This is a genomic window from Pseudomonas sp. P1.31, assembly GCF_001269815.1.
GTDB lineage: Bacteria > Pseudomonadota > Gammaproteobacteria > Pseudomonadales > Pseudomonadaceae > Aquipseudomonas > Aquipseudomonas rustica.
In genome coordinates this window covers 78,884-90,856 of the sequence record NZ_LHVN01000032.1, presented here as the reverse complement: position 1 = coordinate 90,856, position 11,973 = coordinate 78,884, and the positions used below count along the sequence as shown (strand labels likewise).

Sequence of the window (11,973 nt, the reverse complement as noted above, 5' to 3'; positions counted from 1 at the left end):
GGCTTTATGCACGCGCAAGTACAGACACAACAACACAGCTCCAGCGGCAGCCTGCGCTTCAACGGGATCGGTAAAACCTTTCCCGGTGTGAAGGCGCTGGACGCCATCAGCTTCGTCGCGCATCCGGGGCAGGTTCATGCCTTGATGGGCGAGAACGGCGCCGGCAAATCGACCCTGCTGAAAATCCTTGGTGGCGCTTACATCCCGAGCAGCGGCGAGTTGCAGATCGGCGAGCAGACCATGGCGTTCAGGTCGACCGCTGACAGCATCGGCAGCGGCGTCGCGGTGATTCACCAAGAGCTGCATCTGGTGCCGGAAATGACCGTCGCCGAAAACCTGTTTCTCGGCCACCTGCCGGCCAGTTTCGGTTTGATCAATCGCGGCGCGCTGCGTCAGCAAGCGTTGAATTGCCTCAAAGGCCTGGCCGACGAAATCGATCCGCAGACCAAAGTCGGACGCCTGTCCCTCGGCCAACGGCAACTGGTGGAAATCGCCAAAGCGCTGTCGCGCGGCGCGCATGTCATTGCCTTCGACGAGCCGACCAGCAGCCTCTCGGCCCGTGAGATCGACCGCTTGATGGCGATCATCGGTCGTCTGCGTGACGAGGGCAAAGTCGTGCTCTACGTCTCGCACCGGATGGAAGAAGTGTTCCGCATCTGCGACGCGGTCACGGTGTTCAAGGACGGCCGCTACGTGCGCACCTTCGAGGACATGAGCCAGTTGACCCATGATCAACTGGTGACCTGCATGGTCGGTCGCGACATTCAGGACATCTACGATTATCGCCATCGTCCACGTGGCGCCGTCGCGCTGAAGGTCGACGGTTTACTCGGCCCGGGTCTGCGTGAGCCGATCAGTTTCGAAGCGCACAAAGGTGAAATTCTTGGCTTGTTCGGATTGGTCGGGGCAGGGCGCACCGAGCTGTTTCGCCTGCTCAGCGGCCTTGAGCGCAACACCGCCGGACGCCTCGAACTGCGCGGTCACGAATTGAAACTGCGCTCACCGCGCGACGCGATTGCCGCCGGGATTTTGCTCTGCCCGGAAGATCGCAAAAAGGAAGGCATCATCCCGCTGGCCAGCGTCGCCGAGAACATCAACATCAGTGCCCGTGGCGCGCATTCGGGTCTTGGCTGCCTGATTCGCGGCTTGTGGGAAAAGGGCAACGCCGACAAACAGATCAAAGCGCTGAAAGTGAAAACCCCGCACGCCGGTCAGCAGATCAAATTCCTTTCCGGCGGCAATCAGCAGAAAGCCATTCTTGGCCGCTGGCTGTCGATGCCGATGAAAGTTCTGCTGCTCGACGAACCAACGCGCGGCATCGACATCGGCGCCAAAGCGGAGATCTACCAGATCATCCACAACCTCGCTGCCGAGGGCATTTCGGTGATCGTGGTGTCCAGCGACCTGATGGAAGTGATGGGTATTTCCGACCGCATTCTGGTGCTCTGCGAAGGCGCCCTGCGCGGCGAAATCAGCCGCGACCAGGCTAACGAATCCAACCTGCTGCAACTGGCTTTGCCGCGCCACCGCGCTGACGGCGTGGCGAACTGAGAGGTGACTATGATGACAACCCAAAACGAAACCCTGCCCAAAGAGCGCAAACCGCTGGACATGCGCCGCTTCCTTGATGACTGGGTCATGCTGCTGGCGGCGGTGGGCATTTTTGTTGCCTGTACGCTGCTGATCGACAACTTCCTTTCGCCGCTGAACATGCGTGGTCTGGGCCTGGCAATTTCCACCACCGGGATCGCGGCGTGCACGATGTTGTATTGCCTGGCGTCGGGGCACTTCGACTTGTCGGTGGGCTCGGTGATCGCCTGCGCCGGCGTGGTCGCGGCGGTGGTGATGCGCGACACCAACAGCGTGTTTCTTGGTGTCAGTGCGGCGTTGGTGATGGGCCTGATCGTCGGGCTGATCAACGGGATTGTGATCGCCAAGTTGCGCGTCAATGCGTTGATCACGACGTTGGCGACCATGCAGATCGTTCGCGGTCTGGCTTACATTTTTGCCAACGGCAAAGCGGTGGGCGTGTCGCAGGAATCGTTCTTCGTGTTTGGTAACGGCCAGTTGTTTGGCGTGCCGGTGCCGATCCTGATCACGATTGTGTGCTTTCTGTTTTTCGGCTGGCTGCTGAATTACACCACCTACGGGCGCAACACCATGGCCATCGGCGGCAACCAGGAAGCGGCGCTGCTGGCGGGCGTGAACGTTGATCGCACCAAGATCATTATCTTTGCCGTGCACGGTGTGATTGGTGCGCTGGCGGGGGTGATTCTGGCGTCGCGGATGACCTCCGGGCAGCCGATGATTGGTCAGGGGTTTGAACTGACGGTGATTTCGGCTTGCGTGTTGGGCGGGGTGTCGTTGAGCGGCGGGATTGGCATGATTCGGCATGTGATTGCCGGGGTGTTGATTTTGGCGATTATTGAGAATGCGATGAACTTGAAGAACATTGATACCTTCTACCAGTACGTGATTCGCGGGTCGATCCTGCTGCTGGCCGTGGTCATCGACCGCCTCAAACAACGCTAAGATCAAGAGCCCCTCACCCCAGCCCTCTCCCAGAGGGAGAGGGGGAAAGGGAGCAGATCTCCTGGCTGTTCAAAACCTGAGTTCGACTCGATATTTCAGGTCGATGTAAGTAGAACAAACACCTCGATCAGTCCCCTCTCCCTCTGGGAGAGGGCTAGGGTGAGGGTGCTTTTGACCTTCAACCTTCCGTCACTTCCCCTAAATTTCCCTTGCTCGCCCGAACCCGTTTCGGTTATCACTTTGTACATGATTAGACAGGTACGATTTGACAAGAAACAACGGGTGGTCGACGAGCTCGTCCGGCGCATCGAAAGCGGCCTCATGGAGGACGGCTTTCTGTTGCCCGGCGAACATCAGTTGGCTCAAGAATTCAAAGTCAGCCGTGGCACGCTGCGCGAAGCGCTGGCCGAACTGAAGCGGCGTAAATATATCGCCACACAAAGCGGGGTCGGCTCGATCGTCACCTTCGACGGTGTCGCCCTCGACCAGCGCAGCGGTTGGGCGCAGGCGCTGGCCGACAGCGGCGCGATGATCAACACCGAAGTGTTGCGTCTGGAAGCCGTGACCCGGCCCGATCTGCTCGCGCGTTTTGGCACTGACCAATTCATCACCCTCGACCGTCGTCGCCGTTCCACTGAAGGCACGCTGGTGTCCCTTGAACGTTCTTTGATGCCGGCCACCGGCGGCCTGGAAAGCCTGCCGCGCGTCGGTCTGATCGACAATTCCCTGACCATCACCCTGGCGGCCTATGGCTACGTCGGCGAGCGCGGCGATCAATGGATCGGCGCCGAACCGCTGAATGCCGTCGACGCTGAACTGCTCGGTCGCGTGGAAGGCACGGTGTTCCTCAAGGCCCTGCGCACCACCTACGATCGGCAGAACCGTTTTATGGAGCTGGTCGAAAGCCTGCTCGACCCGGTGCATTTCCGTCTGCACCTGCAATTTGGAGAATCGAAATGACCCCGCTCAACCGTGCCCTCGGCGCTTTCTATGGCCTGGCCCTCGGCGACGCGCTGGGCATGCCGACGCAATCGCTGAACCGCGAAACCATCAAGGCGCGCTTCGGCCAGATCACCGATCTGCAAGATGCCGGGCCATTGCAACCGATTGCCGCGAACATGCCTAAAGGCTCGATCACCGATGACACCGAACAGGCGATTCTGGTCGGCGAATTGTTGGTTGATGGCAACGGCCACATCGAACCGGCGATCCTCGCGCAACGCCTGATCGAGTGGGAAGCCGCGATGCAGGCCAAGGGCTCGCAGGATTTGCTCGGCCCGTCGACCAAACGCGCTATCGAAATGATCCTCGCCGGTCACTCACCGGAAGAGGCCGGGCGTTACGGCACCACCAATGGCGCGGCGATGCGCATCACACCGGTGGGGATCGCGGCGGATGTCGCCAATCCTGAGCGCTTTATTGGCGCCGTGGTGCAGGCCTGCCAGGTCACTCACAACACCACGCTGGGGATTTCCAGTGCGGCGGCGGTGGCGGCGGTGGTGTCTGCGGGCATCAACGGCATGGATCTGGGCGAGGCGTTGAACCTCGGTCAGCAAATCGCTCAGCAAGCGGAAGCACATGGTCACTGGGTTGCCGGTGGGCGTATCGCTTCGCGGATCAGTTGGGCGCGCAGCATCAGCGTCGACAGCGACAACGCGTTGCTCGCCGATCTGCTCTACGACGTGATCGGTACATCGGTGGCGTCGCAGGAATCGGTGGTGGTCTCGTTCGCGCTGGCGCAGCAAGTGGCCGTCGGTGAGATGAGCGCGTTTGATGCGCTGTGCATGGCCGCCAGTCTCGGTGGCGACACCGACACCATCGCGGCGATTCTTGGGGCGATGCTTGGGGCCTGCCTGGGTCTTGAGAGTTGGCCTGTCGAGATGATCGAGACAGTGAAAACCGTCAACGATCTGGAGCTGGAACCCCTTGTGAAAGGACTCCTCACTCTTCGCTGAGGACACCCATGTGTAGGAGTTGCCGAAGGCTGCGATCTGTTGATCTTCAGCAGTCTTCAGGCCGCCCCGAAATCGAGATCAAAAGATCGCAGCCTGCGGCAGCTCCTACAGGGGAGAGGCACAGGTATTGAATTGCCCATAAACACAAGAATGGCAAACAGGAGCATTTTTCATGAGTTCATCAAACGCCGGGCAAAGCGCCGGGCAACTGGAAACCCGCGGCATCGAGCCGGTGCCGGAAGCCGAGTGCAACGGTCATCCGCTGCAACTGTTCTGGGTCTGGTTCGCCGCCAACATTTCCATCCTCGGTCTGCCGCTGGGCGCCACGCTGGTCGCGTTTCGCGGGTTGGCGATCTGGCAAGCCATCATCGTCGCAATCATCGGTGCTGCCGGCTCGTTTGCCGTGGTCGGGATCATCTCGATTGCCGGTCGCCGTGGCCGTGCGCCGAGCCTGACCCTGTCACGCGCAATCTTCGGCGTGCGCGGCAATATCGGCCCGACGCTGGTCTCGCTGATGTCGCGTCTGGGCTGGGAAACGGTCAACACCACCACCGCGGCATTCGTGCTGCTGTCGCTGTGCTCAATCCTCTTCGGCTCGCCGGTTGAAGCGAAAAGCGCTCCGGTACTGACGCTGATTTTCATCGCCATTTTCGTCCTGCTGACCTTGTCGGTTTCCGGCCTCGGTCACGCGACGTTGCTGGTGATCCAGAAGTGGGCGACCTACGTGTTCGGCGCGCTGAACATTCTCGTCGGCGGCTTCCTCTGCGCCACCATCGACTGGAGCGCGGTGTTCAACGCCACGCCGGCACCGATGAGCGCAATGATCATCGGCATCGGCACCATGGCTGCCGGCACCGGCATCGGTTGGGCCAACGCCGGCGCCGACATGTCGCGCTATCAACATCGCAGCGTCAAAGCCGTACGCTTGGTCGCGTCGGCAGCATTCGGCGCAGGCATTCCGCTGGTGTTGTTGATCACCCTTGGCGGCTTGCTCTCGGTGGGCAACAACGACCTGGCCTCGGCGACTGACCCGATCGTGGCGATCCGCGACATGCTGCCAACATGGATGGCCGTGCCGTATCTGATCACCGCCTTCGGTGGCCTGCTGCTGTCGAATAATCTGTCGGTTTACTCCGCCGGTTTGACCACGCTGACCCTCGGTCTCAAGGTCAAACGCGTCTACGCCGTGGTGGTCGATATCGTTGCGATCTTCGCCGGTTCGATTTACTTCATGCTGATCGCTGACAGCTTCTACGGCCCGTTCATCACCTTCATTTCCTTGCTGGCAGTGCCGATCACCGCGTGGGTCGGGATCTTCATCGTTGACCTGATTCACCGTCACTACTACAGCCCGACAGACTTGCTCGACGTCAGCCCGCGCAGCGCCTACTGGTACAACGGCGGCATCGAGTGGCGTGCGTTCGGCGCATGGGCGATTGCCATCGTGCTTGGCTTCAGCTTCACCACCATTGGCACCACCGCTGAAAATGTCTGGTTCAAAGGCTTCCTGTCCGACTCGTGGCTGGGCCACAACGGCCTCGGCTGGATCGTGACCTTCGTGGTCGCCGGTGGCATTTACTTCGTCCTCGGCGGGGCGAAAGATCGCCGCGCCGCGCCAACCGAGAATGCTCATGCCTAAGATGTTGCACACCGGCCAGGTCATCATCGACCTGGTCATGGCCGTGGATAAACTGCCGCAGATTGGCGGCGACGTGCTCGCGCAGTCAGCCGGTTTCGAGGCCGGCGGCGGCTTCAACGTGATGGCCGCGGCGGTACGTAATGGCTTGCCGGTGGTGTACCTCGGTCGCCACGGCACCGGGCGTTTCGGCGATCTGGCGCGTGACGCGATGACTGTCGAAGGCATTCACATCGGCATCAAAGAACGTGCGCAGCGCGACACCGGTTTGTGCGTGGCGCTGACTGATGCGTCGGCTGAGCGCAGTTTCATTTCCTACATCGGCGCTGAGGGCGAAGTGACCGAGGACGATCTGAATAGCGTTGCCGCCGAGGCGGGCGATTACGTTTATCTCAGCGGTTACAGCTTGCTTCACGAAGGCAAGGCACAGGCGTTGCTCGACTGGACGCTGGCGTTGCCGGGCTCGGTCAACGTGGTCTTCGATCCGGGCCCGCTGGTGGAATCGCCGGATTCGCCGATGATTCAGGCGCTGCTGCCACGCATTGATGTGTGGACGAGCAACAGTGTTGAAGCGCTGCGGTTTACCGGCGCTGAAGACATTGCGCTGGCGCTGGATCGGCTGGCTGAGCATCTGCCAAAAGAGGTGTTGATGGTGGTGCGCGACGGCCCGCAGGGTTGCTGGATTCATCAGGCTGATGAGCGTCGGCATGTGCCGGGGTTCGCCGTTAAAGCGGTGGACAGCAATGGCGCGGGCGATGCGCATGCCGGGGTGTTTGTTGCCGGGTTGGCGCAGGGTTTGAGCTCGCATGAAGCGGCACGACGGGCGAATGCGGCGGCGGCCATTGCGGTGACACGCTGGGGGCCGGCGACCTCGCCGGGGGCGGCTGAGGTGGATGCGTTTATCCGCGAGTCTGGCGGTGCCTGATAGATCGCTTTCGCGAGCAAGCCTCCCACATTGGATCTGTATCGCACCTAAATCCCCTGTAGGAGCTGCCGAAGGCTGCGATCTTTTGATCTTGAATGAGGCAAAAGATCGCAGCCTGCGGCAGCTCCTACAGGGGATGTGTCAACTGGCCTTGCGCAGCGCCTCGATCAACTGCTGCTTACGCATCGAAGACCGCCCCGGAATTTTCTTGGCCCGGGCCTCCTTCATCAAACTATCAACCGTCTGCGCATCCCGCGAAGCCGTGCTGTTACGCGAATGTCCCTCGCGACTGGCCACTGCTCGTCGCGACGACTCTTTGCGATCTTCAGACTTGGCACTCGCCGGTTTCTTGCGCCCGGAACCGCCGGCCTTGTCGCCGCCGCCCGATTGTTTGTTCACCGTCGCCCAGGCTCGCGCTTCGGCTTCATCCTTCGATACGCCCTTATTTTCGTAGCTGTCTTCGATGTGCTCGGCTTTGCGCTTTTGCTCGGCGGTGTATTTTTCTTTGCTTCCACGAGGCATGGGATTTCTCCTTGCATCCGTAGATGAATTGCCATGTAGGAGCTGCCGAAGGCTGCGATCTGTTGATCTTGAAAATCAAAAGATCGCAGCCTCCGGCAGCTCCTACATAATTTACGATCACACGATCACACGATCACACGATCACACGATCACACGATCGCACGATCGCACGATCACATTGCTCAGCTGTCGAGCTTACGCGCCGCTTCAACCCCGGCCGCGCTGAGCTTGATCGGCAGGTTCAGCGAATGTTCGCCGGCTTCGTTGCAGGTCACATGGCCGTGGTGAATCAGTCCGCGATCCTGCAAAGCGGCGAGGGCGCCGGCCACGACTTTCTCGCCCCGGTAATTGTCCAGCACCTCCTTGCCCAGTCCACTCGGGTGGGCGTGCAGCAGGCGGGTGAGGACTTCTTTTTCCAGGTTTTTATCGACGTTCATGGTTACCTCTTCATTGGATTGAATAGGACGCTCGCGTCGGCGAACTACTGACCGGAGCCTTCGGAACCGGAACCACCCGTGGTGGATTTAGAGCCGACGCCGGGGCCCGCGTTGTCGGGCATGCCGGGGGCGTCGGGGGTGTTCATGCCGCCCTGACGACCCGGATCACTGCCCTGCGTGCGCGGATCAGTGCCGGTGGCCGGCGGCTGATTGATCAACGGCACGCCCGAACCATCGGTGTTCATGCCGGGAGCACTGTTAATGGCGGGGGCGCGAGGCGGGGTCGGGTCGGTAGGGCCGGTGCCTGCCGCAGTGGCGGATGCGGCGAACACCGCAGGGCAGAGCAGGGCGCTGAATACGAAAGCGGTCAACCTTGACGAGATCATAGGGCTTCTCCAGTGATTGGAATCCTTACCTGTCGTTGGTCTGCCCTGGGATCGGATTGGTGCCTGATGAACGACGAACGGTCTAAATCGCCTCCGCAGTGTTTACGTTGAGGCGACGCCAGAGCAGACGGCTCAAGGTGATAAGCCAGTTGATCAAAGCCACCGCCAATACCGTGAGCAACAACGTCGCCATGCCGTGTTCAACGATGATTTTCCCGGCCAGCAATGGAAAGCCAAACACGCCGATAAAATACGAAAGGCTGAACAGCAGCAGCGCTTGTGAAGTGGTACCCGTCGGTGCTTCGTTCGCCGCGAGTCCGTTGATCACCGAATAGGTCAGGCCATATCCAACGCCAAGCATCAGCGCCGCCAGCAGATAGGTGAACCCGCTGTGCACACCAAACGCGAACAGCACGATCGAGCCAAGCATCAGCCCGGACAACAGACACGAAGCGCGCAGCGGATCACGCTTGACCACGTAACCGGCGATCAACATCCGGCTGCTGATCGCTGCGCTCATGAAACCGAGGAAGAACAGCGAATAATCCAGCGAGCGCGCCGCCGCATAACTGGTCTGAAAACTCGACAGCCCGCCGAACACACAGCCGCCGAGCCCAACCATGATGATCGGAAACACGGCGCGCGAGCTGAGCACTTGGCGGGTCGCTTGCCAACTGATTCTCGCGGCAGACGTGGCTTGCGTGCTTTTCAGTCGGGCGCCGAGACGCCAGAACAGCAGCACGCCGATCAGGCTCGCCAATGCCGCCAGATAAAACGCCGACGTCACCGGCAACCCCAGCGCACTGGCTGCGCGCCCGAGTAACGGGCCGCTGCCGATGCCGGTCATCATGCTGCCGGAGAGCAGCGCGAAGTACTTGGCCCGCTGCGCCGGAGTTACCAGACTGGCAACAATAATCGGCCCCAACGTGTAAAAAACACCCCAGCCCAACCCCAGCAGCAAACCGAAAAACAGCAGCAGATGCCCGAACCCCGGCGTCATCGCAAAACCCAGGCTCGCCGCCACCAGCAACAACCCGAACAGCGCAATCGACCGCGCCGCACCGAGCATGTCCGACAAATGCCCGGACACCAGCACCGCGACAAACGTACTGACCATCGCCGCCGAAATTACGCTGCCGGCATCGTGTTCATTACCGCCGCGTGAACCGATCAACAGCGACAGCAAAAACGTCGAGCCATACGACAGCGACAACAGATAACTGGCGAGGCAGAACAGGCCGAACAACTTGCCTGACACCTGGGGTGTTGCTTGCGACATGACGCGGTTCCTTGACCGGGAAAATTGAGCGTCATCTGTTTAACACGTTGGGCCTGTGGGTTAGGTGCGCGGTTGGCGAAGTCAGGTTCAGCATTGGCCGGAGTAACCATTCAGTCGATGCCGATTTCTTCCATGAATTGCTCCATGAAACCCTTCAGACGTTGATGACGAATCTGCGCCAGACGCTGGCCAGCGACGGTCTGGAAACCGTCGGCGAGGTGCAGCAGTTTGGTCTGGAAGTGGTCGAGGCAAAAACGCTTGTCGTCGTAATCGCGATGTTTCGCCTGCGGATCTTGCGGGTCGTACAGCGCCGACCCCATGCGCCCGGCGATATAAAACGTGCGGGCGACGCCGAGCATGCCCAGCGAATCGAGGCGGTCAGCGTCCTGGACGATCTTCGCTTCGAGGGTGAGAGGGGTGATGTTGGCGGAGAAGCTGTGCGCTTCGATGGCGTGGGCGACGCTGGCGATTTTATCGCTGGGCCAGTTCTGTTCGGCGAGCACTGACGACGCTTTTTCTGCGGCCAGACGCGAGGCTTGTGAGCGCGACGGCGAGTTCTTTTCGACGGCGACGCAATCGTGCAGCAGCACGGCGGCGAGCAAGACCTCGAGATCGCCACCTTCTTCCTCATGCAACGTGCGCACGTTGTGCCAGACCCGCTGCAAATGCGCGAGGTCGTGCGCGCCGTCGTCGGATATTTCCAGAGCGTGGGGCAGTAACCCGGCGGCGAGTGAAATCAGTGGTGCAAAAGCAGCATCGTTCATAAGCATCCTTGCAGATTTAAGGAGATCTAACGTTCATGGTACCCCTGTGGTGAGGGGATTTATCCCCGACGGGTTGCGAAGCAGCCCCTTTTTTTTGGGGGCGCTGCGCACCCCGTCGGGGATAAATCCCCTCACCACAAGGTTCTCTACCAGGTTTGGAGTGTGACGAGCAGCGCCCACGGCCTTAGTATGGCGTTTTCCTTTTCCGACAAGGCCCGTCCATGACGATCGAAATCCGCCCGGCGACCCCCAGCGATGCCCCGCAAATCCTCGCCTTCATCACTGAACTCGCCGATTTCGAAAAGGCCCGCCACGAAGTGATCGCCAGCGTCGCCGACATCGAACGCAGCCTGTTCGGCGAAGGCGCCACCGCGCACGGTCTGATCTGCCTGCGCGACGGCTTGCCGATCGGTTTCGCCGTGTTCTTCTTCAGCTACTCGACCTGGCTCGGCAGCAACTGCCTGTACCTCGAAGACCTCTACATCACCCCCGAACAACGCGGCGGCGGCGCCGGCAAAACCCTGCTGCGCCACCTGGCAAAAATCGCCTGCGACAACGACTGCGGCCGCTTCGAATGGAGCGTCCTCGACTGGAACACGCCAGCGATCGACTTCTACAAATCCCTCGGTGCGCAACCGCAGGAAGAGTGGGTGAGGTATCGCATGGACGGCAAGGTGTTGCGCGAATTCGCTGAAGGCTGAACGTCAATAAGAGCTATACGCTGCTAATTTGATTGTCGGCACTGCTCTAGTCCTGCATTCTACGCGCGCATTTTTGCGCGCTCATGGATGACACCTGCAATGCCTCTGGCACCCTTTCTCCACGCCCGTGGAGCCTTCGCTGCGTCAATGAGTGACCGGCCAATGAGTCAGCTACGGGCGTCGATGCTTTATTTAGCAAACAACGATGTTGGTCGACCTCTGCAAACTGCCGCCACCTCGATCGGCTTGAGTACTGTCGCGTCTTGTTCGCCCCAGTCGACAACTGCAATCGATATCCGTAGCCGCACCCGAAATCTTTGAAGCAAGGAGCTTTGAATTGAGTGGTAAACCTGCTGCCCGCGTCACCGACCCTACCGCCTGCCCATTGCCAGGCCATGGCACCAACCCAATCGTTACCGGCTCGCCGAATGTTTTCTTCGACGGCCTCGCCGCCGCGCGCATGACCGATACATCGGCGTGTGGCAGCCCGATTACCGGAGCTGTGTCCGGTACGGTATTTATCAACGGCTTAAATGCCGCCACGCTAGACAGCACCGGCGGGCACGGCAATGTCGTGATCGGTGGCTCGGGCACAGTAATCATCGGCCAGAGTGGCGGCGGTGCGGCGTTTACCGGGTTACTGCCGATGCCGGTGCATTTCAATGACCGGATGCAGATCGTTGATGAACACAGCGGTGAACCGCTTTCCTATATTGCCTATGTCATCGAACGGGCGGATGGAGCGTTGGAACGAGGCGTAACTGACGCCGGAGGGCATACTCATACGGTCAGTTCGCACCTCAAAGAAACCATCAAACTTTACGTGGAGTAACACT

Annotated in this window: 13 protein-coding genes; 8 read left to right on the top strand and 5 right to left on the bottom strand. The window is 60.3% G+C overall.

The window, feature by feature from the left end:
- The first annotated feature begins 6 nt into the window (after positions 1-6).
- The 6 genes from araG to AD669_RS19075 all read left to right on the top strand — a co-directional run bounded on the left by araG (position 7) and on the right by AD669_RS19075 (position 7,048).
- Positions 7-1,551, top strand: a complete 1,545-nt coding sequence (araG, locus tag AD669_RS19100) for an L-arabinose ABC transporter ATP-binding protein AraG (RefSeq protein ID WP_008087259.1) — start codon at positions 7-9, stop codon at positions 1,549-1,551.
- A gap of 12 nt (positions 1,552-1,563) precedes the next feature.
- Entirely contained in the window at positions 1,564-2,532 is a 969-nt protein-coding gene (gene araH / locus AD669_RS19095; RefSeq protein ID WP_026000669.1) for an L-arabinose ABC transporter permease AraH, read from the top strand.
- 246 nt (positions 2,533-2,778) lie between these two features.
- Positions 2,779-3,492 carry a GntR family transcriptional regulator gene (locus AD669_RS19090; protein WP_053122569.1) on the top strand — a complete coding sequence of 238 codons (714 nt, stop codon included), beginning with the start codon at positions 2,779-2,781 and terminating at the stop codon, positions 3,490-3,492.
- Positions 3,489-4,487 (top strand): ADP-ribosylglycohydrolase family protein, encoded by a 999-nt coding sequence (locus AD669_RS19085; protein ID WP_053122566.1) that lies wholly within the window; start codon positions 3,489-3,491, stop codon positions 4,485-4,487. The genes AD669_RS19090 and AD669_RS19085 overlap by 4 nt, the downstream gene beginning before the upstream one ends.
- 172 nt (positions 4,488-4,659) lie before the next feature.
- Positions 4,660-6,126 carry a cytosine permease gene (locus tag AD669_RS19080; protein WP_053122564.1) on the top strand — a complete coding sequence of 489 codons (1,467 nt, stop codon included), beginning with the start codon at positions 4,660-4,662 and terminating at the stop codon, positions 6,124-6,126.
- Positions 6,119-7,048, top strand: coding sequence for a PfkB family carbohydrate kinase (locus AD669_RS19075; protein ID WP_053122562.1), 930 nt, complete (start codon positions 6,119-6,121; stop codon positions 7,046-7,048). The genes AD669_RS19080 and AD669_RS19075 overlap by 8 nt, the downstream gene beginning before the upstream one ends.
- A 141-nt stretch (positions 7,049-7,189) precedes the next feature.
- On the opposite strand, the gene AD669_RS19070 is transcribed toward AD669_RS19075, so the two are convergent.
- From AD669_RS19070 to AD669_RS19050, 5 genes are all read right to left on the bottom strand, one after another.
- Entirely contained in the window at positions 7,190-7,570 is a 381-nt protein-coding gene (locus AD669_RS19070) for a Rho termination factor N-terminal domain-containing protein (RefSeq protein WP_053122560.1), read from the bottom strand.
- Between the two features lie 182 nt (positions 7,571-7,752).
- Entirely contained in the window at positions 7,753-8,007 is a 255-nt protein-coding gene (locus AD669_RS19065; protein ID WP_053122559.1) for a hypothetical protein, read from the bottom strand.
- Positions 8,008-8,051: 44 nt separating this feature from the next.
- A complete protein-coding gene (locus AD669_RS19060; protein WP_053122557.1) occupies positions 8,052-8,393 on the bottom strand; it encodes a hypothetical protein in 342 nt (113 codons plus the stop codon).
- Between the two features lie 82 nt (positions 8,394-8,475).
- Positions 8,476-9,672, bottom strand: a complete 1,197-nt coding sequence (locus tag AD669_RS19055) for an MFS transporter (RefSeq protein ID WP_053122555.1) — start codon at positions 9,670-9,672, stop codon at positions 8,476-8,478.
- 110 nt (positions 9,673-9,782) lie between these two features.
- Positions 9,783-10,436, bottom strand: a complete 654-nt coding sequence (locus AD669_RS19050; protein WP_053122553.1) for an HD domain-containing protein — start codon at positions 10,434-10,436, stop codon at positions 9,783-9,785.
- A gap of 221 nt (positions 10,437-10,657) precedes the next feature.
- On the opposite strand from AD669_RS19050, the gene AD669_RS19045 reads away from it, so the two are divergent.
- Complete coding sequence (locus AD669_RS19045; RefSeq protein WP_053122551.1) at positions 10,658-11,137, top strand: GNAT family N-acetyltransferase; 480 nt, start codon at positions 10,658-10,660, stop codon at positions 11,135-11,137.
- Positions 11,138-11,474: 337 nt separating this feature from the next.
- A complete protein-coding gene (locus AD669_RS19040; protein WP_053122549.1) occupies positions 11,475-11,969 on the top strand; it encodes a PAAR domain-containing protein in 495 nt (164 codons plus the stop codon).
- The last annotated feature ends 4 nt before the right edge of the window (positions 11,970-11,973 follow it).

Excerpts from the sequence above, each read along its gene's own strand:
- AD669_RS19085 (WP_053122566.1), top strand. The coding sequence starts at position 3,489 with ATGACCCCGCTCAACCGTGCCCTCGGCGCTTTCTATGGCCTGGCCCTC.
- araG (WP_008087259.1), top strand. The coding sequence starts at position 7 with ATGCACGCGCAAGTACAGACACAACAACACAGCTCCAGCGGCAGCCTG.
- AD669_RS19045 (WP_053122551.1), top strand. The coding sequence starts at position 10,658 with ATGACGATCGAAATCCGCCCGGCGACCCCCAGCGATGCCCCGCAAATC.
- AD669_RS19060 (WP_053122557.1), bottom strand. The coding sequence starts at position 8,393 with ATGATCTCGTCAAGGTTGACCGCTTTCGTATTCAGCGCCCTGCTCTGC.
- AD669_RS19055 (WP_053122555.1), bottom strand. The coding sequence starts at position 9,672 with ATGTCGCAAGCAACACCCCAGGTGTCAGGCAAGTTGTTCGGCCTGTTC.
- araH (WP_026000669.1), top strand. The coding sequence starts at position 1,564 with ATGACAACCCAAAACGAAACCCTGCCCAAAGAGCGCAAACCGCTGGAC.
- AD669_RS19080 (WP_053122564.1), top strand. The coding sequence starts at position 4,660 with ATGAGTTCATCAAACGCCGGGCAAAGCGCCGGGCAACTGGAAACCCGC.
- AD669_RS19070 (WP_053122560.1), bottom strand. The coding sequence starts at position 7,570 with ATGCCTCGTGGAAGCAAAGAAAAATACACCGCCGAGCAAAAGCGCAAA.
- AD669_RS19050 (WP_053122553.1), bottom strand. The coding sequence starts at position 10,436 with ATGAACGATGCTGCTTTTGCACCACTGATTTCACTCGCCGCCGGGTTA.
- AD669_RS19065 (WP_053122559.1), bottom strand. The coding sequence starts at position 8,007 with ATGAACGTCGATAAAAACCTGGAAAAAGAAGTCCTCACCCGCCTGCTG.
- AD669_RS19075 (WP_053122562.1), top strand. The coding sequence starts at position 6,119 with ATGCCTAAGATGTTGCACACCGGCCAGGTCATCATCGACCTGGTCATG.
- AD669_RS19090 (WP_053122569.1), top strand. The coding sequence starts at position 2,779 with ATGATTAGACAGGTACGATTTGACAAGAAACAACGGGTGGTCGACGAG.